Here is a 20,882-nt window from a genome sequence, read left to right as displayed (position 1 = left end):
CGACCCGAGGGGCAGTGCGGGCTCGTGCATCGGTGACAGACGCCGGTCGAGCGCTGTCGGAGCGCGTCCACAGCGTCGTTTTGGAGGCTCTGAGCAGCCGATTTGGAGAATGGGTATGCACCTTTGATAGTCTCTATCCCGGCTCGAAACGCAGTGCACACCGATGTCGGTGAGCAGTTCGATTCAAGTCCATTGGGGTATGGTGTAATTGGCAACACAGCGGTTTCTGGTACCGCCATTCTAGGTTCGAGTCCTGGTACCCCAGCGAGCAGGTAGCGGCGATTTTGTCGCCGGTGCCGAGGCAGTTAAGCTGACTCGGCACTTACAAGCTCGAAACAATGCAGGTGAAGTTCCTGGCCCCGTCGTCTAGCGGCCTAGGACGCCGCCCTCTCAAGGCGGTAGCGCGGGTTCGAATCCCGTCGGGGCTACAACTGACAACACCCTCTCGATCCTCGGATCGAGAGGGTGTTGTCGTTTCGGGCCGGATGCTTCACACGCTCTTGCGACGGAACATCTTCTGATGGTCGGCCGGTCCGTGGGTGCTGTTGACCTTCGGTCCACCGTCTTTGTGCTCGACGGAATTGTGGGCCTTGCTGTTCTTCTGCTCCAGAACCTCGCGGAACTTCTTCTTCAATTCTTCACTGCCGGATTCGGGCATGGGTGACTCCTCGCAGTAGACGACCGGCCGGTGGGGCCGCTCGAGACGAAGGTACTCCATTCTCGCCGCGGGCTCAGCCGATTTTCGGCTGTCCGACCGTGGCCGGAGAGCATCGGTCACAGACGCTTGTGCAGCGCGTCGGCTGCTGCGAGAAGATCCGCGGCCCAGCGCGCACCGGGCTTGCGTCCGATTCGATCGATGGGTCCCGATACCGAGATCGCCGCCACCACAGTGTCGTTGCCGTCGCGAACCGGCGCCGCCACGCTGGCGACGCCTGGTTCGCGCTCGCCCGCGCTCTGCGCCCAGCCGCGGCGTCGTACCTCGATGAGGACGCGCTCGCCGAATTCTGCATCGGGCAGAACGGTTCTTTGAGTGTGCGAGTCTGCCCATGCCAGTAGAACTTTGGCACCGGAACCGGCTGTCATCGGCAGTCGCGCGCCGACGAGCACTGTGTCTCGAAGGCCTGTCGGGGGCTCCATGGACGCCACGCAGACACGTACCGTTCCTTCCCGCCGATAGATCTGCACACTTTCACCGGTGATTTCGCGCAGGCGTGGGAGCACGGAGGCGGCGGCGTCGAGCAATGCGTCGGACGCGCTCGCTGCGAGTTCTCCCAGGCCCGGCCCGGTGTGCCACAGGCCGTCGGCATCTCGAACGAGCAGTCGGTGGGTCTCCAGGCCGACCGCGAGTCGGTGAGCGGTGGCGCGGGGGAGGGCGGTGCGAGCGCACAGATCGCCGAGATTGCAGGGCTTCTCGGCCACTGCGTGCAGCACCGCCATTGCCTTGTCGAGTACACCGATGCCACTCGATTTGTCGACGAGGCCGGCCAGGCTATGCTGTCTCATAGAACGATATTAGCCTCCCGAATGCTGAGATTGCACAACTGTGAGATCTCCAGCGCGCCGAGAGGCATGATGTCGAGACGAGACGCAAGGTGAACCAGCGAAGTTCGCCGACGCGACGACAGGAAGGCGAGGTCGACGAGACCGATGTCCGATACACCGAAGACTTTGGCGGAGAAGGTATGGGACCAGCACGTGGTGGTCCGAGGCGGAGGAGAAGGCGGCGCTCGTGAGCCCGATCTGATCTACATCGATCTTCACCTCGTGCACGAGGTGACCAGTCCGCAGGCGTTCGACGGTCTACGGTTGGCCGGCCGCGGGCTTCGCCGCCCCGATCTGACGATCGCGACCGAGGACCACAATGTCCCCACGGCCGACATCTTCGCCCCCATCGCAGATCTCGTCTCGCGTACCCAGGTGGACACCCTTCGCCGAAACTGCCAGGAATTCGGAGTGCGGCTGTACCCGATGGGCGATCTCGATCAGGGCATCGTGCACATCATCGGACCTCAGCTGGGTCTTACCCAGCCCGGTATGACCGTCGTGTGCGGGGACAGTCACACGTCGACGCACGGGGCCTTCGGCTCGATCGCCATGGGCATCGGTACCAGCGAGGTCGAGCACGTGATGGCCACGCAGACTCTCTCTCTGCGCCCGTTCAAGACGATGGCGATCACCGTCGACGGTGAACTGGCACCCGGCGTGACGAGCAAGGACCTGATTCTTGCTGTCATTGCCAAGATCGGTACCGGTGGCGGGCAGGGTTACGTCCTCGAGTACCGCGGTGAGGCCATCCGCAAGCTGTCGATGGAAGCGCGAATGACCATCTGCAACATGTCGATCGAGGCCGGTGCGAGGGCAGGCATGATCGCACCCGACGAGATCACCTACGAATACCTGAAGGGTCGCCCGCACGCACCGCAGGGAGCCGACTGGGACGCAGCAGTGGCGTCGTGGAACCAGCTTGCGACGGATCCGGATGCAGTGTTCGACAACGAGGTCCACATCGATGCCGATACGTTGACGCCGTTCGTCACGTGGGGCACGAATCCGGGTCAGGGTGCGCCGCTGGGAAGTACGGTGCCCGATCCGGAGTCGATGACCGACGAGGGCGAGCGGTCGTCGGCGCAGAAGGCCCTGCAGTACATGGGTCTCGAAGCCGGCACGCCGATCCGTGAGATCGCCGTCGACACCGTGTTCGTCGGTTCCTGCACCAATGGCCGGATCGAGGATCTGCGTGCCGTTGCGTCGGTTCTGGAGGGACACCGAGTTGCCGAGGGCGTGCGAATGTTGGTGGTACCCGGCTCGATGCGGGTACGAGCGCAGGCGGAGGAGGAAGGCCTCGGCGACATTTTCACTGCCGCAGGGGCCGAATGGCGCCAGGCTGGATGTTCCATGTGTCTCGGGATGAACCCGGACCAACTGGTGGCGGGTGAGCGATCGGCGTCGACCTCGAACCGCAATTTCGAGGGCAGGCAGGGCAAAGGTGGTCGTACTCATCTCGTCTCGCCTCTGGTTGCTGCTGCTACCGCAATCCGCGGAACCCTGTCCTCTCCGGCGGATCTCGCGTAGAACGCGTCCTCGCTCGGATCGATCGAACCCATAGGAGACAATTCGATGGAAGCTTTCACCCGGCACACCGGTATCGGAGTTCCGCTTCGGCGGTCCAACGTCGACACCGATCAGATAATCCCCGCGGTCTACCTCAAGCGGGTGACGCGCACCGGATTCGAGGACGGGTTGTTCGCCGCGTGGCGCTCGGATCCGAACTTCATCCTGAATCTCGAGCCGTACAACCGTGGCTCGGTACTCGTAGCCGGGCCCGATTTCGGTACGGGATCGTCACGCGAACATGCCGTCTGGGCGCTGTCGGACTTCGGTTTCAGGGTTGTGATCGCGTCCCGATTCGCCGATATCTTCCGTGGAAACTCGGGCAAAGCCGGGCTGCTGGCGGCCGAAGTGGAACAGTCGGACGTCGAATTGCTGTGGAAAGCCTTAGAAGAACAGCCCGGTCTGGAAATAATTGTCGACCTCGTCGACAAGACCGTAACGGCTGGAACTTTGGTGGTGCGCTTCGCGATTGACGACTACACCCGGTGGCGTCTGCTGGAAGGTCTGGACGACATCGGATTGACATTACGCCAGGTAGAGGCCATTACGGAGTATGAAAAGTCAAGGCCTTCATACAAACCCCTGACGCTCCCAGCGCGGATCGAGACCCCGACCGAAAGCTGACCGCGTGGGGGTCCGACACGCTATGCGGCCGTGAATCATTCCGCGACACCAAAATGAAAATTGGCGTGGCGCATAGACTCTTGACGACTTGGGGTTTACCGTTGTAGTAGTCGGTCCGACGATGGGCCACCATATAGCGGAGGAAATTCCATGAACAAGGCAGAGCTGATCGACGCCCTGACCGAGAAGTTGGGGTCTGACAGGCGGAGCGCCACAGAGGCTGTCGAGAACATCGTCGACACCATCGTGCGTGCAGTGCACCGCGGCGAGAGTGTCACGATCACAGGCTTCGGCGTGTTCGAGCAGCGTCGTCGCGCAGCGCGTGTCGCGCGCAACCCCCGCACCGGCGAGACCGTTCGCGTCAAGCCGACCAACGTTCCGGCGTTCCGTCCGGGTGCGCAGTTCAAGGCAGTCATCGCAGGCGGACAGAAGTTGCCCGCCACCGGACCCGCCGTCAAGCGCGGTTCCGCAGCGGCTCCGGCCAAGAAGACTGCGGCGGCAAAGAAGACGGCTGCGAAGAAGGCAGCCGTGAAGACGACCGCCCGCAAGGCAACCACCGCTGCAGCCAAGAAGGCAGCTCCCGCGAAGACCGCCGCCAAGAAGGCAGCTCCCGCGAAGACTGCAGCCAAGAAGGCAGCTCCCGCGAAGACCACCGCACGTAAGACAGTTGCAAAGAAGGCTCCGGCCAAGACAACTGCTCGCAAGGCTGCAACGACGGCCGCACCCGCCAAGAAGGCTCCGGCCAAGACGGCAGCCAAGAAGACCGTAGCCAAGAAGGCTCCGGCCAAGAAGGCTCCGGCCAAGAAGGCCCCCGCGAAGCGCGCAGCGAAGAAGTAGAGCCTGCAGGCTTCGCATCTCGCAGGAACGCAAGTAAGGCCCCCGACTCGAATATCGAGTCGGGGGCCTTACCGTCGTTCGTGTTGCGTCCCCTAGTCTCCGGAGACGAGGGTGGGTAGGGGGCTGGCAATGTGGTCGGCCGCAACGAGCCTGCCGTCGTGACGCGAGAGCACCCACACGCTGCCTTTTCGATTCCTGTTGGCAGGCAACGTGATTCCGTCCTTCTCGGCCCACCAGCGCATCAGGTCGGGGATCACCTTGCCCTGGCTGCAGACAACGGGCGTGCCGGGCAGTTCGGCTATGTCGCGAGCGCGATGACGCCCCTTGCGGGGGTCATCGGCATACCCCTCCTCGGACAGCAGGTGCTCCGGGGTGATCTCCGCACCCAACGACTCTGCGAACGGAGCGACCGTCTGAACACACCGGGCACGGTCGGCCGCGTACACCGCGTCGGCCCCGAATGCCCGAAGCAGCGAGACCAGTGACTCGGCCTGACGTCGTCCGGTCTTGTCGAGCGGGCGATCGACGTCGTTGCCCTTGTACCGCGATCGCGAGCCAGCGCTGCCGTGACGGACCAACAGGACCGTCGAGGTGTCGGCAGGTTTGGCCACGAACCGGCGAAGAATCTTGTGGTCCATGGGATACGAGAGTTCGCGGCCGATGTCCGCGGGTGCTATCCAGCGCACCTCGTCCACCTCTTCGTTGGGGACGAACTCACCGCCGGTTGCCTCCGCCGCCCAGTAGAGGACCTTCTTCATCCGACGGTGGCCCGGGATCGGGTATGTGACGTAGGACAGTGACCGCCCCAGTCGCGAGTCGAATCCGGTCTCTTCCTTGACTTCTCGGACTGCCGCATCGACAGCGGTCTCACCGGGATCGAGCTTTCCCTTGGGGAACGACCAGTCGTCGTACTTCTGCCTGTGTACCAACGCGATCTCGACGGCACCGTCGCTGCGCGGAGATCGTCGCCACAGAACAGAACCGGCCGCAAAGATGTTGGCGCGAGGGGAGCCATCGGAGGTTCCCATCAGGACGCCTGATTCCTCCGGCTACGCATCAACTCCACCTGATGCTCACGGACTGTCTCACCCTGCGCCGGTGACGCGACCCAGCCGCCGTCCGGTCCCAACTCCCAGCAGCGCGTGGTGGGATCGAGTGCGGAGTCGAAGATCTCGCTCAGCTGGTTCGCCAGTCGTGTGTCCTTCACCTGAGCCATCACCTCGACTCGGCGATCGAGGTTGCGGTGCATCATGTCCGCACTGCCGATCCAGAACTCGTCGGCACCCTGAAAATGCAGAACTCGCGAGTGTTCGAGGAACCTGCCCAGGATGGAGCGAACCTCGATGTTCTCCGACAGTCCTGGAACTCCCGGCTTGAGCGCGCAGATACCGCGAACGACCACCTTGACCGGAACGCCTGCGATGGACGCGCGGTAGAGCGCATCGATGACCTGCTCGTCGACCAACGCGTTCGCCTTGAGACGAATCCCCGCCGCACGTCCCTGCTTGAGGTGTTCGACCTCGGCCTCGATGCGTTCGACGATGCCGCGGCGCACTCCGTACGGTGCCACGAGTAGGTTGCGGTACTTGGACTTTCGTGAGTAGCCGGTGAGCGAGTTGAACAGATCGGTGAGGTCGGCACCGATCTCCGGGGACGACGTGAACAAACCGACGTCCTCGTAGATGCGCGCTGTCTTGGGGTTGTAGTTGCCGGTTCCGATGTGGCAGTACCGGCGAATGACCGACCCCTCTCGGCGCACCACGAGACAGGTCTTGCAGTGCGTCTTGAGGCCGACGAGGCCGTACACCACGTGCACGCCTGCCTTTTCCAGCTTGCGCGCCCATTCGATGTTGGCCTGCTCGTCGAAACGTGCCTTGATCTCGACCAGTGCAACCACCTGTTTGCCCGCACCGGCTGCATCGACGAGCGCATTGACGATCGGGGAATCTCCCGACGTGCGATACAACGTCTGCTTGATGGCGAGCACCTGCGGGTCGGCCGCTGCTTGCTCGATGAAGCGTTGGACGCTGGTGGAGAACGAATCGTACGGATGATGCACCAGGACATCGCCGTCGCGCAGCGTCGAGAAGACGCTCTTGGGGGTCTCGCGCTCGCCGAACGCCGGGTGGGTCGCCGGAACGAAGGGTGCGTCCTTCAGATTGGGACGGTCGACGCTGTAGACCTGCCACAGGCACGAAAGATCGAGCAGTCCGGGTACCTGGATGACGTCGCCGGGGTCGACATCGAGTTCACGCAGCAGCAATTCGAGCATGTGCTCGGTCATGTCGTCGGCGATCTCGAGGCGGACCGGTGAGCCGAAACGCCTACGGGCCAGCTCGCGCTCGAGCGCCTGCAGCAGATCCTCGTCGCGGTCTTCCTCGACCTCGAAATCGGCGTTGCGCGTGATGCGGAACGCGTGAGACTCGACGACCTGCATGCCGGGGAAGAGTACGTCGAGGTGCGCCGAGATCAACTCTTCCATCGACAGAAACGCGTCGATGCGGTGCGAGCCTTCGCCGCGCTTGACCCGCACGAAGCGATCGACGTTGTCGGGGACCTTCACGCGAGCGAAATGCTCACCGGTTGTGGAGTAATCCTTCACCGTCACAGCGAGATTGAGGCTCAAGCCGCTGATGTAGGGGAACGGGTGAGCGGGGTCGACGGCCAGTGGTGTGAGTACTGGAAAGACCTGTTCGGTGAAGTACTCCGAGAGCCGGGCACGTTCGTCGCTGTCCAGATCCGACCACCGGATGATCGCGATGCCTTCGGCGGTGAGCTCCGGCAGAATCGAATCCAGCAGTACTCGCGCATGTTTGAGCGCCAGCTCCTGGGTGCGCTGGCCGATCACCGCGAGCTGTTCACGCGGAGTCATACCGTCGGCGGATCGAACCGAAAGACCGGTTTCGTCACGACGTTTGAGACCGGCCACTCGAACCATGTAGAACTCGTCGAGGTTCGACGCGTAGATCGCGAGAAACTTTGCCCGTTCCAGCAGGGGGAGCGACGAGTCCTCCGCCAGAGCGAGAACACGTGAATTGAAGTCGAGCCAGCTCAATTCCCGATTGAGATAGCGATTTTCGGGGAGCACGGTGGTGATGTCCACCGACTGCGGTGTGGCGGCCGGTAGCGCGGAGGGGATGCTCGGCATCGTCGCTGCGATCGGAGCGCTCCAGACCGGCTCCGAACCGGTGCCTTCCCCGGTCTCCCTCGACGGATCTTCGTTGGCCGGCTGCGCGTCGTCTCTGCTCACCGGACGATCATCCCTCATACCCGGCGTGGGTGAAACTCCGATGGGCGAAACTCGGTCACGCAGTTGTCGCCGATGCGTCGTCACTCCAACCGAGCGAGCGCAGGACGGCAGCCGTTGCCGGCCCGACCCCGAGCCGGTGTGCACTGCGGACGTCCACCGCAGTGTCGACGTCGAGCCGCAGACCCGGCCAGATGCCGTCGAGCTTCTGTGCGCCGGACTCCGCGTGGCGGCGTGCGGAATCAACTCCGAACAGTGGTGCGAGCTCGCCGGGTGAGTCCTTGAGTATCAATGCGGCGGTACCGGTGCCGTGGTGATCGACCACCAGTGATCGGCCTCCGCGAGGCGCAACAGAGTATGCCTGAGCGAGTTCGGCGGGACGCATGGCCGGTAGGTCGGCTTGCAGCGCGATGATGTCGATCCGGGCGTCGTCGTCGTGCCCTCGTCGCCGGCCGACGACCTCTGCGCGTCGCAACACGGCCGCCGCGGACGCGAACGCGTGATTGAGACGTGCGTCCGGTGGCTGTGCGGGATCGCCGACCGGCTCGTCGAACACTCGCGCGCCGATTCTGCGGGCGGTCTCGGCGACGAGGGGATCCGGGGTGACCACCGTGACCGAATCCACCACCGATACGGCGTCTGCGGCGGCCACGGTGTCGCTGAGCATCGCGAGCACCAAACTGGTGCGCTCGGAACCCGAGAAGTCGGCCGCCAACCGCGACTTCGCCGCCGCAAGATCCTTCACCGCGATGAGGACCGCGACAACACGGCGGGCAGGGTCGGACGACGCGGCCACTCGGTCGCCGTCGTCGAATCGGTGTGCACCCATGGTGCTCGATCCTGCCAGCGTCGCGGATCTGTGCCGACTCCGACCGCCCGAGCCGGTGTGCGAGTTAGGGTGATGCCGCGCGAAGAACGAGGGCATCGGCAAGCAGGTGAGGGGTTGGCGGCATGAGCAGAGCAGCGGTGATGGGTTCGGGGTCGTGGGGAACGGCTTTCGCCAAAGTACTGGCCGATGCCGGGACCGACGTCACGATGTGGGCCCGCCGTGACGAGCTCGCTGCATCCATCACCGACGACCACGAGAACAAGGACTACCTTCCGGGTATCGAGCTGCCCTTGTCGATTCACGCATCGAGTGATCCCGCTCGTGCTCTCGACGGAGCCGACATCGTGGTGTTGGCCGTGCCGTCACAGAGTCTGCGGGCCAACCTGGGGGAGTGGACCGACTCGATCCCGCCGCACGCGACACTGCTGTCGTTGGCCAAGGGAATCGAGACCGGCACGCTCATGCGCATGAGCCAGGTGATCGCTCAGGTCACCGGAGCAGATCCGAGTCGGGTGGCGTGTCTGTCCGGGCCCAACCTTGCGCGCCCGATCGCCGAGGGACAGCCTGCCGCGACCGTCATCGCATGCTCGGACTCCCAGCGCGCCCTGGAGATCCAGAAGTCCTGCGCCACCGGTTATTTCCGGCCGTACACGAACTCCGATGTCATCGGTGCCGAGATCGGTGGAGCCTGCAAGAACGTCATCGCCCTCGCGTGCGGGATGGCCAGTGGCGTCGGATACGGAGAGAACACTCTCGCATCGATCATGACCAGGGGTTTGGCCGAGATCATCCGACTCGGCGTAGCACTCGGTGCCAAGCCGTCGACGTTGTCCGGTCTGGCCGGCGTAGGCGACCTCGTCGCCACGTGTTCCTCGCCCCTCTCGCGCAACCGCACGTTCGGTGAGCGCCTCGGTTCGGGTGGTTCTCTCGAAAGCGCGCAGGAAGCAGCGCACGGACAGGTTGCCGAGGGCGTGAAGTCCTGCACGTCGGTGCGTGCGCTCGCCGAGAGCTACGACGTGGAGATGCCGCTGACCGATGCGGTGCACCGGGTGTGTCACGGGGGCATGTCCGTTCCGGACGCGGTCGGTCACCTGTTGGGACGACGTATCAAGCCCGAGTGAGGCAGAGTTCGCGCGCTCGCGACCGACAGGGCGAATCCGCGCCGAGCGGGTAGCGACGGTACGGTTTCTCATCGTGAGTACTCCCCGCATCAAAGTCGCCGTCGTCTTCGGTGGCCGCAGCAGCGAGCATGCCGTGTCCTGTGTATCGGCAGGTAGCGTGCTGCAGAATCTCGATCCGGCCAAGTACGAGGTGGTCCCGGTGGGCATCACCCCGGACGGTGCCTGGGTTCTCGGCTCCTCCGATGCCGGTGCACTGACGATTCACGACCGGGTGCTGCCCACCGTGGACAAGGCCGGTGCGGCACTGACCCTCAGTACCGACCCGGGCCACGCCGGTGCGCTGATCGCTCTCGGCGAGGGAGACGGCGCAACGGTCTTCACGTCTGTCGACGTGGTGTTCCCGGTACTGCACGGGCCGTACGGCGAGGATGGAACATTGCAGGGCCTGCTCGAGTTGGCGGGCGTCCCCTACATCGGGCCAGGGGTGTTGGCCAGCGCGGCCGGAATGGACAAGGAATTCACCAAGAAGCTGCTCGGTGCCGAAGGGCTTCCGATCGGTCGCCAGGTCGTACTTCGCCGCGGTGCCGACGACCTCACCGCGGTCGAGCGGGACCGGATCGGGTTGCCCGCGTTCGTCAAACCGGCCAGAGGCGGATCGTCGATCGGTATCTCCCGGATCACCGAGTGGGATCAATTGGACGCCGCGATAGCCGTCGCGCGTGAACACGACCCCAAAGTGATCGTCGAAGGAATGATCCACGGCCGCGAGGTCGAGTGCGGGGTCCTCGAATTTCCGGATGGAACCGTGCGCGCGAGCGCCATTGCCGAAATCCGCATTCCGGATGCGGAGGTCGACGATCACGCGTTCTACGACTTCGACACCAAATACCTCGACGACGTCAGCGAGTTCGACATCCCGGCTGCTCTCGACGATGCGACCAGCGACCGCATCCGCGAACTCGCCGTTGCCGCCTTCCGGGCGCTGGACTGTCAGGGGCTGGCGCGAGTGGACTTCTTCGTCACCGAAGACGGCCCTGTCATCAACGAGATCAACACGATGCCCGGATTCACCTCCATCTCGATGTACCCCAAGATGTGGGCGGAATCCGGGGTCGACTACCCGACGCTGATCACCACCCTGATCGACACCGCGCTCGCCCGCGGGACGGGATTGCGCTAGTTCCGTCCGCTACTGCAACGGAGCCGGATCGAGGGCTTGCTGGGGTAGTGCGTTCGACACCGCCGATGACGCATCCTGCAGGGGCGTCGGACCGGAATCGCCCGGAATGGTCAGGGCGATGTAGACACCTCGATCGACGACGAACCATGTGCTGGCGTCGATTCCGTCGTCCTCCCCGGACACTTCGAACCATTGGACGCCGTCGATGACCTGAAGCGGCGCAGCCACATCGAACCCGACCGGGCGGGTCAGGCCGCAGCGCAGCACGACCGGCTCGGCGTTCTCCTCGGCCGAGACCCACGCGCGAACCCCGGCCGGCGCAGGGTCGGCCAGCTCGGCTGCGGTGTAGTCGCCCAGATCCTCGGGTAGGGAGTCGAGCAACGACGCACATTGCGCACTCGTGGCGTCCGGGGAGTCGACCGGGCCCAACGCGACCGGATCGTGGACCGGCGAACGGTTCACCGCAATGGCGGCGACCAGAACTCCGACCACCAGCGCAACCGGCAACGCGATCGCGGTGGCGATCACGGCGGGGTGTCGTTGTTCGCGGGTGCCGTCGGTGTCGGTCTTGCCGTCGGTGTTGTCGTCGTGGGCGTCGTTGCCTGCGTCGGTCGAGCTCACGAGCTATCCGACCGACGCGGTCGGCTGCGGAGCGACCGGACAGGTGAGAGTCCGAGTGATGGCGTCCACCTTCTGAATGCGGGAGACGATCTCGGCGACCTCGGCGTCGGATGCACCGTCGGCGCGCACGATGACGTCGTAGGGCCCGACGACTGCCTCCGCGGAGACCACTCCGTCGACGGCCTCGATCTGCTGCGCGACGGCCCTCGCGCGGCCCACCTCGGTCTGAACGAGAACGAATGCTTGCACCATCGGTGGTCCCTTTCCCTGCCGGACTTCTCGACTGTAAGTTGGGTCGACTACGTTCTCTGTGCACGTAACCTGCAGCGTCGGTGCTGTCCCGGCCGCCTCTGAAAGGTACCGCAGGCGGGCCACGCGCTCCGCGCGAGTCCGTCGCGCACGCACCGCGTTCTCGAGGAGGAACATCATCGACGACCCCGGCACCGAGTCGGCCGCAGACACCGAACCCACCGTCGCGCAGCTCGGCGAATTCGAGGTGATCTCCCGCGCCGTCGCAGACCGCGTGCAACCTCCGTCGACCATCGTCGGGCCCGGTGACGACGCGGCCGTCGTCGCCGCGCCCGACGGAAGAATCGCGGCATCGACGGATATGTTGGTGCACGGCAGGCACTTTCGGCTGGACTGGTCCAGTCCGGTGCAGATCGGCCGCAAGGCGATCGCGCAGAACGGCGCGGACATCGCCGCGATGGGTGCTCGGTGCTCGGGATTTCTCGTCTCTCTCGGATGCCCGGCCGATACGCCGGTGCGGGTGACCGACGGCCTCAACGAGGGCATGTGGCTCGAGGCGGTTGCCGCGGGATCGGCCATCGTCGGTGGCGACGTGGTGCAGTCACCGGAGCTGGTGATCTCGGTCACCGCCCTCGGTGATCTTCAGGGCAGGGCGCCGGTTCTGCGATCGGGCGCGCGTGTCGGTGACCTGATCGCTTACGCTGGTCGGCTGGGCTGGTCGGCCGCCGGACTGGCGCTACTGCTTGCGGACGCGGACAGAACGGGCCACGACGCTGTGCTCGACGCACACCGAGTTCCCGTCCCGCCGTACCGTGCAGGGGTCGGGGCCGCCGAGGCCGGCGCGACGTCACTCACCGACGTCTCCGATGGATTGCTGTCCGATCTGGGCCACATAGCCGATGCATCGAACGTCCGAATGAACATCGATCCCGAGCTGTTGGATATTCCGACCGACTTGCGTTCGGCAGCAACGACAATGGGAGTCGATGCGCTGGATTGGGTACTCACGGGCGGTGAGGACCATGCTCTGGTCGGAACCTTCGGCGATCACAGTGCCGTTCCGGCGGAATGGACGGTGATCGGTCGTGTCGAGCACGTCGGTGACGATCGGGCGAATCGGGTGACTGTCGACGGACGCGTTCATTCGGGTAGATCGGGGTGGACGAGCTTCGAGAGCGAGTGAACGCGGCCGACGTCCGATCGAGTCGGCTAAGTTGCTGAGATGGCTATCTACGCACTCGGTGATCGTGAACCCGACATTCATCCCGACGCCTACGTCCACCCCGACGCGGTCGTGATCGGAGCGGTGACCCTCGCGGCCGGATCGTCCGTGTGGCCCACCGCAGTTCTGCGGGCGGATTACGGCACCATCACCATCGGCGCGGGGACCAACGTCCAGGACGGGACCGTGGTGCACTGCACACCGATCGACGCGACGGTGATCGGCTCCGGATGCGTACTAGGGCACAATGCGCACGTCGAAGGTGCGGTCATCGGAGACAACTGCCTCATCGCCTCGGGCTCGGTGGTGCTGAACGGCTCGAAGATCGGGGCGGGTTCGATCGTCGGGGCGGGAGCAGTGGTGCCGTTCAAGTTCGTCGTTCCCGAACGTTCCATGGCGCTCGGTGTTCCCGCGAAGATCCGGGAGGGGTACCAGGTCCCCGAGGGGCATGTGGACATCAACGTACAGATGTACTCGGCCAATGCCGCGTACTACCGCGACGCGCTGCGCCGGATCGACCGATGACGCCCCGGCCGCTCGCCGAGAGCGTCGAATCGGGGTGGGCGGATGCCCTTGCTCCCGTCGAGTCGAATGTTGCTGCGATGGGCAACTTTCTGCGGGAAGAGCTTGCCGCCGGTCGGCACTACCTGCCTGCAGGAGAGAACGTTCTGCGCGCTTTTCGCTATCCCTTCGACCGTGTCCGGGTCCTCATCGTCGGTCAGGATCCGTATCCGACACCGGGACATGCAGTGGGACTGAGCTTTTCCGTCGCACCGGAAGTAAAGCCCGTGCCGCGCAGCTTGAGCAACATCTTCAAGGAGTACTCCGACGACCTGGGGTTACCCACGCCCAGCAACGGTGATCTCACACCGTGGTCGGACCGTGGCGTGATGCTGCTCAACAGGGTGCTCACCGTCGAACCGTCGCAGGCCGCATCGCACCGAAAGAAGGGGTGGGAAGCGGTGACGGAGCAGGCTATTCGGGCTCTCGTCGCCCGAGCCGAGAATCCCGACGCGCCGGGTCTCGTCGCGATTCTGTGGGGACGCGATGCTGCGACTCTGAAGCCGATGCTCGGATCTGTGCCGTACATCGAATCTGCGCACCCGTCACCGCTGTCCGCGTCACGCGGGTTCTTCGGGTCCAAGCCTTTCAGTCGAGTCAACGAGTTGTTGGTCGAGGGGGGAGACGAGCCGATCGACTGGACGTTGCCGTGATCGGACGTTGCCGTGATCGGATCAGGAGAAATCGGGACGACGCTTCTCCACGAACGCGTCGACGCCTTCTCGTCCGGCCGGCGAGGATGCGGCCGCCGAAATCGATGCGGCTTCGGCATCCAAATGCTCTGTCAGAGTTGCGGATTCGGACGCCTGTAGCAACGATTTGATTCCCTTGTACGCTGATGTCGGCCCGTTGGCGAGGGTTCGAGCCAGGCGCTCGGCCTCGCTGTCCACGATGTCGTCGCCCACCAGTCGGCTGAGAATCCCGAGACGAACTGCCTCTTCGCCGTTGATGATCGAGTCGTTCAGCAGAATGTCCATCGCGCGGCCCGAACCGACGATGCGGGGCAGCGTCCACGACATTCCTCCGTCCGGAGTGAATCCGATCGAGGGGTACGCGGGGCGCAGCTTGGTGGACGGTCCGCCGATGGCGATATCGGTGAGACACACCAGGCTCATGCCTGCACCGGCGGCCCAGCCGTGTACCCCGGCGACGATCGGGACGCTGACCGATGCGAGTTCACGAACGAAAGCATGGAACGTGTCTGCGACGGAACCGACGAAGGCGCTGCGATCGGCCGCACCGGCGAAATCGCGGACATTGCCGCCGGCGCAGAAATTGGGTCCCCGTCCGATGAGCAGGACGCTTCCGATTGCGGTCGTACCGGCGTTGACGGAGCGGAGGGCCGAGGTGCCGTCGGCGATGCCTTCGAGGTCGAGCGAGGCACCGCCTGCCTCGGTGGCGACGACGATGCGCAGTACACCGTCCTCGATGCCGACCTTGCTGGAAATGTCTGCGTCCGAATAAGTCACGTTCGGGACTCTAACCGACTCTTCTGTTCCGCCGTGGGGCCGGCGTGCTCGGGCACGGATGCGCGAGCCCACTGCCGGGACCGCTACCGGGGTCGAAGACGGGGCAGCTGGACGCTGAATACCGTGCTCGAATCCACCCGGCCGACGGTGATGGTGCCGCCGTGCAGGCGCACGTTCTCGGCGGCGAGGGACAGTCCGAGACCGCTGCCCTCGCTGCGTCGACGAGCGGTGTCCACCTTGTAGAACCGTCGGAAGATCGCGTGGCTGTCCTCCGGTGATATCCCGGGCCCGTGGTCGACCACTGTCACGTCCACCCACTCGGGACGAGCGTGCATCTCCACGCGTACCGGGGGGTCGCCGTGACGCAGGGCATTTCCCACGAGGTTGGCGACCACCACGTCGATGCGTCGTGGATCCACGGTGGCGCCGATAGTGTCCGGCGCACGCAGTTCGACGCTCTCTGCCCATCCGCGGCGGGCCAGCGAGTGTCGGACGAGCTCGACGAGGTCGACGTCGTCGAGAACCAGGCGCGCCTGTTGTGCGTCGTGACGAGACATCTCGATGAGATCCTCGACGAGCCGAGTGAGCTTGCCGATCTCACCGCTGACTATTCGGGCGGCTGCTCCCGCATCGGGCGAGAGTTGGGGGATTTCCTCTCGGAGTATCTCGCCGACCGGAACGAGTGCGGCCAGTGGAGTTCTCAGCTCGTGGGAGACGTCGGCGACGAACCTGCGCGCCTGCTCTTCCGACTCCTCCAACCCGCGAATGACCGTCTCGTTTCTGGCGATCATGGTGTTGAAGGTCGTCGTCAGCTCGGCGAGTTCGGTCACGCCCTCCTCGGAGAGTCGAACACTCAGATCACCCTCGGCGGCGCGGGCAGCGGCCCGATCGAGGCGTCGCAGCGGACGCACCAGGGTCGAGGCGATCCACAATCCGAGCAGACCACTGACCAGTACTCCGCCCGCCAGGGTGAGGGCCACGGCGCGCAGAAGATCGTCGAACTTGTCCTGCACGCCCTCGAGCGGCCGAATGGCGACGGCCGTGACAAGCGTTTCGTCGCCGTCCGGGTCGTTCGACTCGAAGACACGGACCGACATGGCCAGCATGATCCGTTCGGAGTCGAGTCGGACGAAACGGATGATTCCGCGACCGTCCACCCCGGCCAGAAAGTCGGGGGAGAGCATGGCCGGGTCGACGGATCCCCGTTGCACTTCGTCGTCGCCGACGAGCAACGTCGCGTCGGACGGAAAGAGTTGTCTCAGTTCGGATGCCGTCGTTCGGGACACCTGGGCCCCGTCGACGTTCCGTAGCTCGTCGCGGAACTGCGCCGTCGCCACGTCCTGCGCGTTGGAGTAGATCCACGATCGCGCCATGAACGACACCACACCGGCAGTGGCACCGGCGATGATCACGACGATGGTGATGAACACGAGGACCAGTCGAGTACGCAGGCCGTCGACTCGCAGCCGAGACGGCATCAACGAGCCGGGCCGGGATCGAATCGATATCCGAACCCGCGCACCGTTTCGATGGCGGCCGGTGCGGCAGGGTCGTCCTCGATTTTTCCCCGAAGTCTCTGGATCGCGGCATCGACGATCCGGGAGTCACCGAGGTAATCCTGATCCCATGCTGCAGACAACAATTGGCCTCGGCTGAGCACGTGACCCACGTTCTCGGTCAGGGCGAGCAGGAGCCGAAGCTCGGTCGGTGTCAGCGTCAGCAGAGTTCCGCCCTTCCTCACCTGTAGCGACGAACGGTCGACGGTCACATCGCCGTACTGCTCGACGATTGCCGTTGCCGTTGCCGTTGCCGTCGCCGTCGCCGCGGCGGGTGTCGTCTCGGTCGATCGTCTGACCACAGCCTTGATGCGAGCGTCCAGGACTCGTGGGCTTGCGGGTTTGACGACGTAGTCGTCCGCACCGGCTTCCAGACCCGCGACGGTGTCGATGTCATCGGAGCGGGCCGTGAGGATGATGATCGGGATCGAACTCTGCGCTCGAATCCGTCGACAGATCTCGTAACCGTCGGCTCCGGGGAGACCGAGGTCGAGCAGGACGATCTCGGCGGCGGCGAGCGCGTTGTCGAGATCACCGTTGCCGTCGGGGCGATGGTCGACGCAGTGACCGAGTCGATTCAGCCCCAACGTCATTGCTTCGGCCACAGCTGGATCGTCCTCCACGAAGAGAATGCTCACCATGTCGAAGACCTTGTGTAGTAGGGGCAATCGCGATCGGCCAAGGGTACAGGGCTCACACCTGCGCGAGACGTTCGTTGTCGGGGTCGGCCAGCGTCGAATGTCGGGGGTCGGAGATCCTGATCGGAAATGCGGAGACCGCCAGGGCATAGCATCCGACGAGCAGCAGCGCGCCGAGCGCGTCACTGGGGCGGTGCCATTTCAGGACGACGACCGACACGGCAGTTCCGAGGACGAGCAGTGCTCCGTTGATCGCGACGACGATCCGCCAGGGGCGAGCGGTTGCGAAGTAGACCGCACAGACGACAGCCGTGACGCAGGTGAGGGTGCCGCTGGGAAAGGAATTGTGCTGGACGAGGCCGTCCAGGTTCGGTCGATCGAGCGAGTACTTGAGAATCCAGGCCGTCGCAATCGGTCCGAGTGTCATGATTCCCACTCGCAGCGTCAGGGCAATCCTGTTGCCGCTGAACATGATCAGAAATGCGACGAGAACCGCTCCTGCGGCCGAGACCGGTGCGACGAGGTCGACGAATTCGGCGCAGACGTCCACGAGGTCTCCGGACAGTGTTTCGGCGCTCACCATCAGTTCCTGATCCACCGTTTGTCCAGCGGTCGTCAACACGCCCAGGTAGTAGACGAGAACTCCCAGGTTCAGCACTGCCAGCGCGGCGACCAGACGCCTCGGTTCGACCCGTGTCATCGTCGGCCCTCCGCTCGTTCGTCGGACGGGTCGTCGAGTGCGGCCGGGCAGGTGTCGCCGGGAGTGGTCGCCATCTCGAAGTGCCACATTTCGTTGGCATAGGTCTGGCACAGGCCGTAGTCGTTGCCGTGTCGGCTCATCCAGTCGGCGGCATCCGTCGGTCCGACATCCACCGCCCGTCCGGTGACGTGCTTGGAGGCGTTCGGGGTTTGCACCCATCGTCTGGCTTCGTCGGTGCTGCCGTAGCGGCGTACTGCCTCGTCGAACAAGCGTTGCTGGTACGCCGCGGAACGCCATCCGGAGGTGACGTACACATCCACCCCGGACGATGCCGCATCGGCAGCAGCGGAGTGCAGCGCTTTCAGCAGAACGGGGTCGAGACGGGCCAGCGCGGGAAGATCGGTGTTGTCGAGGCCTATCCGGTCGTCTATCTCACCGCCGGCCGGCCCCGAGTCGGGCTGACTGGCCAGGTAGTGCGCGGCCGTCGGCGTGTCGGGCTCTGTATTCGAGCACGCCGTGAGCGTCAGCATTGCGAGCGCCGAGACGAAGAGTGTGCGTGTGGTCGCCATGCGTTCGAGACTGCCCGGCCGGTGTCACCGGCCGGTGCCCGTGATTCGCCATCTTCGTCACGGTTCCGATCGGCTGTGTAACAGAACGGAACGGGAGCACGAACGACTGTGCCCCGCCTCCGAGTATCCGGGGGCGGGGCACAGAGCTCGCACGCAGTCGAGGCCGTGGAGGAAATCGAAGAGCGAGGCCGAAATCAGCCCCGGACCACCTTGCCTGCCTTCAAGCAGGAGGTGCACACGTTCATGCGCTTGGAGTTACCAGGCGCAACCTGAGCGTGAACGGTCTGGATATTCGGGTTCCAACGACGGTTGGTCCGTCGGTGCGAGTGCGAGACCGACTTACCGAAGCCGGGCCCCTTGGCGCATACGTCGCAGACGGCAGCCATAGTCGCGAACTCCTTGATAGATGTTGATCGATACATGTGGTCGAAGACATCGAAACGAACTACGAGCAGATGCAAGGATTGCAATGCGTGAAGATCGCCTCGAGGCAACCCTGCAAGAATAGCGGCGCAGCACGCAATCACCAAACCGCCACGGCAGACGCTGCGTGAGGGCTCACGGCGGCGCACCACCGATCATGCCCGACTAAGCTTCGGGCACTGTCCGCGACCGGAGTTCGGACAAGGGTATCGGTGCAACGCGGGGGAGGCTGCTCGACGTGGTCGACGTTCTCGATTCGATCGATGCCGCGGCCCTGCGACGGTGGGCCTACCGGTGCGTGGATTCCCTCACTGCCCGGTGCGACGAGATCAATGCGCTCAACGTGTTCCCGATCCCCGACTCGGACACCGGTACCAACCTGATGTTCACCTTCCGGGCCGCGGTGGAGTCGATGCGAGGGGCCGGACCCGCTGCGGACACCCGGGCCATCGGGCGTGCACTGGCCGTCGGCGCGGTAGCGGGTGCCCGCGGTAACTCGGGTGTGATCGTCTCCCAGTTGCTGCGCGCGGTCGCCGAGGCTGCAGCGGACGGCCCACTGGACACCGTGTCGATCCAGGCAATGCTGCGACGCGCGCAGGTCCTGGTCTCGGATGCAGTGAGCGTTCCCGTCGAGGGCACGATGCTCACCGTGCTCGCCGCCGCCGACCGCGATGCTGCGGCGCACGACGCCAATGTCGACCTCTCCACGCTGGTGATCGACATCGCCGAGGCCACTGCTCGCGCCCTCGACAGCACGACCGACCAACTCGTCGAACTCCGCGAGGCCGGGGTCGTGGACGCCGGAGCCCTCGGGCTCTCGGTCGTTTTCGATGCGCTGGTCGAAGTGGTGACCGGCCGAATCCCGCCGCGCAGGCGTTATCACCGCCCACAAAATCGTGAGCGGACACTCGTCGGCGACGGATCGAGCGCGACCGACGGCTGTACCGGAACACCCGAGACGGTGACGGTGTCCACCCACGGTCGGCCCCTGGGGTACGAGGTGGTCTACGTCGTCCACGGGATCGACGACGCGCAGGCAACTGCCCTCCGCGCTGCTCTGTCCGATCTCGGCGACTCTGTGGTGGTTGCCGGTGACGGATCCGGGGCCTGGTCCGCTCACGTTCACACCGCAGATCCCGGTGCTGCCGTCGAGTGCGGAATCGGCACCGGAAGCGTTCGCGGGGTGCGTATCTCGTGCTTCGGCTTGGCCGAGTTCGAGGCTGGGGTCGGCGGCGACGCACGCCGTGGACCGGCGTTGTCGGTGGGACGCGATATTTTGGCGCTGGTGGCCGGTGACGGTGCCGCTGATCTCTACGTTCAGGAAGGCGCGACGGTGGTGCGGTGTGACGAGCCGATCGACTCCTCGGTACTACAGCGAGCAATTGTCGCAGCCAAGCATCGCGAGGTGTTGGTGTTGCCGAACGGGGCGCTGTCGGCGCAAGAACTGGTTGCCGTCGGTGCCGCGGCCCGAGCCGACGGCAAGGACGTGATGATGCTGCCGTGCTCGGCGATGGTGCAGGGATTGGCCGCGCTCGCGGTGCACGACGCCGCCAGGGCTGCGGTCGACGATGCGTTCACGATGTCCGAGGCGGCGGCGGGAACCAGGTGGGGTTCACTGCGCATCGCGCAGGAGCGGTCGCTCACGTGGGTGGGTATGTGCGAGCCGGGCGACAGCATCGGCCTGGCGGGGCAAGAGGTGGTGATCGTTGCCGCGCGCCCGCTCGACGCCGGGTGCCGTCTGATCGATCAGCTTCTGGCCACCGGCGGAGAGATGGTGACGGTGCTCGTCGGGGCTCAGGCTTCGGCGGACTTCGGTGATCGGCTGGCCGAGTACGTGACGGGTGCGCATCCCGGGGTCGACGTGGTGGTCTACGCAGGTGGGCAACCCGGAGACCTCGTGCAATTCGGAGTGGAATAGGGAATTT

22 protein-coding genes and 2 tRNA genes are annotated in these 20,882 nt (G+C 64.8%); 11 read left to right on the top strand and 13 right to left on the bottom strand.

The features are described 5' to 3' along the window. The first annotated feature begins 193 nt into the window (after positions 1-193). A tRNA-Gln gene (locus BH93_RS16000) sits at positions 194-265 on the top strand. A 90-nt stretch (positions 266-355) separates the two neighbouring features. Beyond that, positions 356-428 (top strand) — tRNA-Glu (locus BH93_RS15995). A 62-nt stretch (positions 429-490) separates the two neighbouring features. Here BH93_RS15995 and BH93_RS15990 read toward each other — a convergent pair. Together BH93_RS15990 and BH93_RS15985 are read right to left on the bottom strand one after the other, a co-directional pair. Then, the gene (locus BH93_RS15990) at positions 491-658 is read right to left on the bottom strand and encodes a DUF5302 domain-containing protein (RefSeq protein ID WP_165430210.1); all 168 of its coding nucleotides are present in this window, start codon (positions 656-658) and stop codon (positions 491-493) included. Between the two features lie 116 nt (positions 659-774). Further along, on the bottom strand, positions 775-1,503 hold the full coding sequence (locus tag BH93_RS15985) for an IclR family transcriptional regulator (protein WP_032403157.1): 729 nt from the start codon (positions 1,501-1,503) through the stop codon (positions 775-777). A 144-nt stretch (positions 1,504-1,647) separates the two neighbouring features. On the opposite strand from BH93_RS15985, the gene leuC reads away from it, so the two are divergent. From leuC to BH93_RS15970, 3 genes are all read left to right on the top strand, one after another. Next, entirely contained in the window at positions 1,648-3,072 is a 1,425-nt protein-coding gene (leuC, locus tag BH93_RS15980; RefSeq protein ID WP_037174047.1) for a 3-isopropylmalate dehydratase large subunit, read from the top strand. A 45-nt stretch (positions 3,073-3,117) separates the two neighbouring features. Beyond that, the gene (gene leuD, locus BH93_RS15975; protein ID WP_032377008.1) at positions 3,118-3,735 is read left to right on the top strand and encodes a 3-isopropylmalate dehydratase small subunit; all 618 of its coding nucleotides are present in this window, start codon (positions 3,118-3,120) and stop codon (positions 3,733-3,735) included. A gap of 150 nt (positions 3,736-3,885) precedes the next feature. Then, positions 3,886-4,572: an HU family DNA-binding protein gene (locus BH93_RS15970; protein WP_032377009.1), complete on the top strand. Its 687-nt coding sequence runs from the start codon at positions 3,886-3,888 to the stop codon at positions 4,570-4,572. Between the two features lie 92 nt (positions 4,573-4,664). Here BH93_RS15970 and BH93_RS15965 read toward each other — a convergent pair whose 3' ends face one another. From BH93_RS15965 to cofC, 3 genes are all read right to left on the bottom strand, one after another. After that, a complete protein-coding gene (locus tag BH93_RS15965; RefSeq protein ID WP_032377010.1) occupies positions 4,665-5,600 on the bottom strand; it encodes an NUDIX hydrolase in 936 nt (311 codons plus the stop codon). Further along, on the bottom strand, positions 5,600-7,720 hold the full coding sequence (locus BH93_RS15960; RefSeq protein ID WP_230594596.1) for an RNA degradosome polyphosphate kinase: 2,121 nt from the start codon (positions 7,718-7,720) through the stop codon (positions 5,600-5,602). The genes BH93_RS15965 and BH93_RS15960 overlap by 1 nt, the downstream gene beginning before the upstream one ends. A 157-nt stretch (positions 7,721-7,877) precedes the next feature. Next, positions 7,878-8,648: a 2-phospho-L-lactate guanylyltransferase gene (gene cofC / locus BH93_RS15955; RefSeq protein ID WP_080730462.1), complete on the bottom strand. Its 771-nt coding sequence runs from the start codon at positions 8,646-8,648 to the stop codon at positions 7,878-7,880. Positions 8,649-8,770: 122 nt separating this feature from the next. On the opposite strand from cofC, the gene BH93_RS15950 reads away from it, so the two are divergent. Further along, positions 8,771-9,769, top strand: a complete 999-nt coding sequence (locus BH93_RS15950; protein ID WP_037174045.1) for an NAD(P)H-dependent glycerol-3-phosphate dehydrogenase — start codon at positions 8,771-8,773, stop codon at positions 9,767-9,769. A 73-nt stretch (positions 9,770-9,842) separates the two neighbouring features. Further along, positions 9,843-10,949, top strand: coding sequence for a D-alanine--D-alanine ligase family protein (locus tag BH93_RS15945; protein WP_037174044.1), 1,107 nt, complete (start codon positions 9,843-9,845; stop codon positions 10,947-10,949). A 9-nt stretch (positions 10,950-10,958) separates the two neighbouring features. On the opposite strand, the gene BH93_RS15940 is transcribed toward BH93_RS15945, so the two are convergent. Beyond that, positions 10,959-11,570, bottom strand: coding sequence for a DUF3515 domain-containing protein (locus tag BH93_RS15940; protein WP_037174043.1), 612 nt, complete (start codon positions 11,568-11,570; stop codon positions 10,959-10,961). Positions 11,571-11,573: 3 nt separating this feature from the next. After that, positions 11,574-11,822: an Lrp/AsnC ligand binding domain-containing protein gene (locus tag BH93_RS15935; protein WP_032377015.1), complete on the bottom strand. Its 249-nt coding sequence runs from the start codon at positions 11,820-11,822 to the stop codon at positions 11,574-11,576. A gap of 58 nt (positions 11,823-11,880) precedes the next feature. On the opposite strand from BH93_RS15935, the gene BH93_RS15930 reads away from it, so the two are divergent. The 3 genes from BH93_RS15930 to BH93_RS15920 are packed head-to-tail and all read left to right on the top strand — an operon-like array spanning position 11,881 to position 14,255. Next, positions 11,881-13,002, top strand: a complete 1,122-nt coding sequence (locus tag BH93_RS15930; protein WP_442981232.1) for a thiamine-phosphate kinase — start codon at positions 11,881-11,883, stop codon at positions 13,000-13,002. Between the two features lie 39 nt (positions 13,003-13,041). Next, positions 13,042-13,566 carry a gamma carbonic anhydrase family protein gene (locus BH93_RS15925; RefSeq protein WP_032377016.1) on the top strand — a complete coding sequence of 175 codons (525 nt, stop codon included), beginning with the start codon at positions 13,042-13,044 and terminating at the stop codon, positions 13,564-13,566. Next, entirely contained in the window at positions 13,563-14,255 is a 693-nt protein-coding gene (locus BH93_RS15920) for a uracil-DNA glycosylase (RefSeq protein WP_032377017.1), read from the top strand. The genes BH93_RS15925 and BH93_RS15920 overlap by 4 nt, the downstream gene beginning before the upstream one ends. 21 nt (positions 14,256-14,276) lie before the next feature. Here BH93_RS15920 and BH93_RS15915 read toward each other — a convergent pair whose 3' ends face one another. From BH93_RS15915 to rpmB, 6 genes are all read right to left on the bottom strand, one after another. After that, complete coding sequence (locus BH93_RS15915; protein WP_080739047.1) at positions 14,277-15,071, bottom strand: enoyl-CoA hydratase/isomerase family protein; 795 nt, start codon at positions 15,069-15,071, stop codon at positions 14,277-14,279. Between the two features lie 83 nt (positions 15,072-15,154). Next, positions 15,155-16,549: a sensor histidine kinase gene (locus BH93_RS15910; protein ID WP_242458989.1), complete on the bottom strand. Its 1,395-nt coding sequence runs from the start codon at positions 16,547-16,549 to the stop codon at positions 15,155-15,157. Next, a complete protein-coding gene (locus BH93_RS15905; protein ID WP_037174037.1) occupies positions 16,549-17,268 on the bottom strand; it encodes a response regulator transcription factor in 720 nt (239 codons plus the stop codon). Before BH93_RS15905 ends, BH93_RS15910 begins: the two co-directional genes overlap by 1 nt. A 52-nt stretch (positions 17,269-17,320) precedes the next feature. After that, positions 17,321-17,965 carry a phosphatase PAP2 family protein gene (locus BH93_RS15900; RefSeq protein WP_037174035.1) on the bottom strand — a complete coding sequence of 215 codons (645 nt, stop codon included), beginning with the start codon at positions 17,963-17,965 and terminating at the stop codon, positions 17,321-17,323. Further along, positions 17,962-18,534, bottom strand: a complete 573-nt coding sequence (locus BH93_RS15895) for a M15 family metallopeptidase (RefSeq protein WP_052065113.1) — start codon at positions 18,532-18,534, stop codon at positions 17,962-17,964. The genes BH93_RS15900 and BH93_RS15895 overlap by 4 nt, the downstream gene beginning before the upstream one ends. Before the next feature lie 194 nt (positions 18,535-18,728). Beyond that, positions 18,729-18,920, bottom strand: a complete 192-nt coding sequence (rpmB, locus tag BH93_RS15890) for a 50S ribosomal protein L28 (RefSeq protein WP_008717389.1) — start codon at positions 18,918-18,920, stop codon at positions 18,729-18,731. A gap of 275 nt (positions 18,921-19,195) precedes the next feature. Between rpmB and BH93_RS15885 the strand changes: the two genes are divergently transcribed. Continuing rightward, positions 19,196-20,875 (top strand): DAK2 domain-containing protein, encoded by a 1,680-nt coding sequence (locus BH93_RS15885; RefSeq protein ID WP_080739046.1) that lies wholly within the window; start codon positions 19,196-19,198, stop codon positions 20,873-20,875. Positions 20,876-20,882 lie beyond the last annotated feature (7 nt).

The organism is Rhodococcoides fascians A25f (genome assembly GCF_000760935.2).
Classification (GTDB): Bacteria; Actinomycetota; Actinomycetes; order Mycobacteriales; family Mycobacteriaceae; genus Rhodococcoides.
This window is presented reverse-complemented; position numbering and strand designations above follow the sequence as displayed.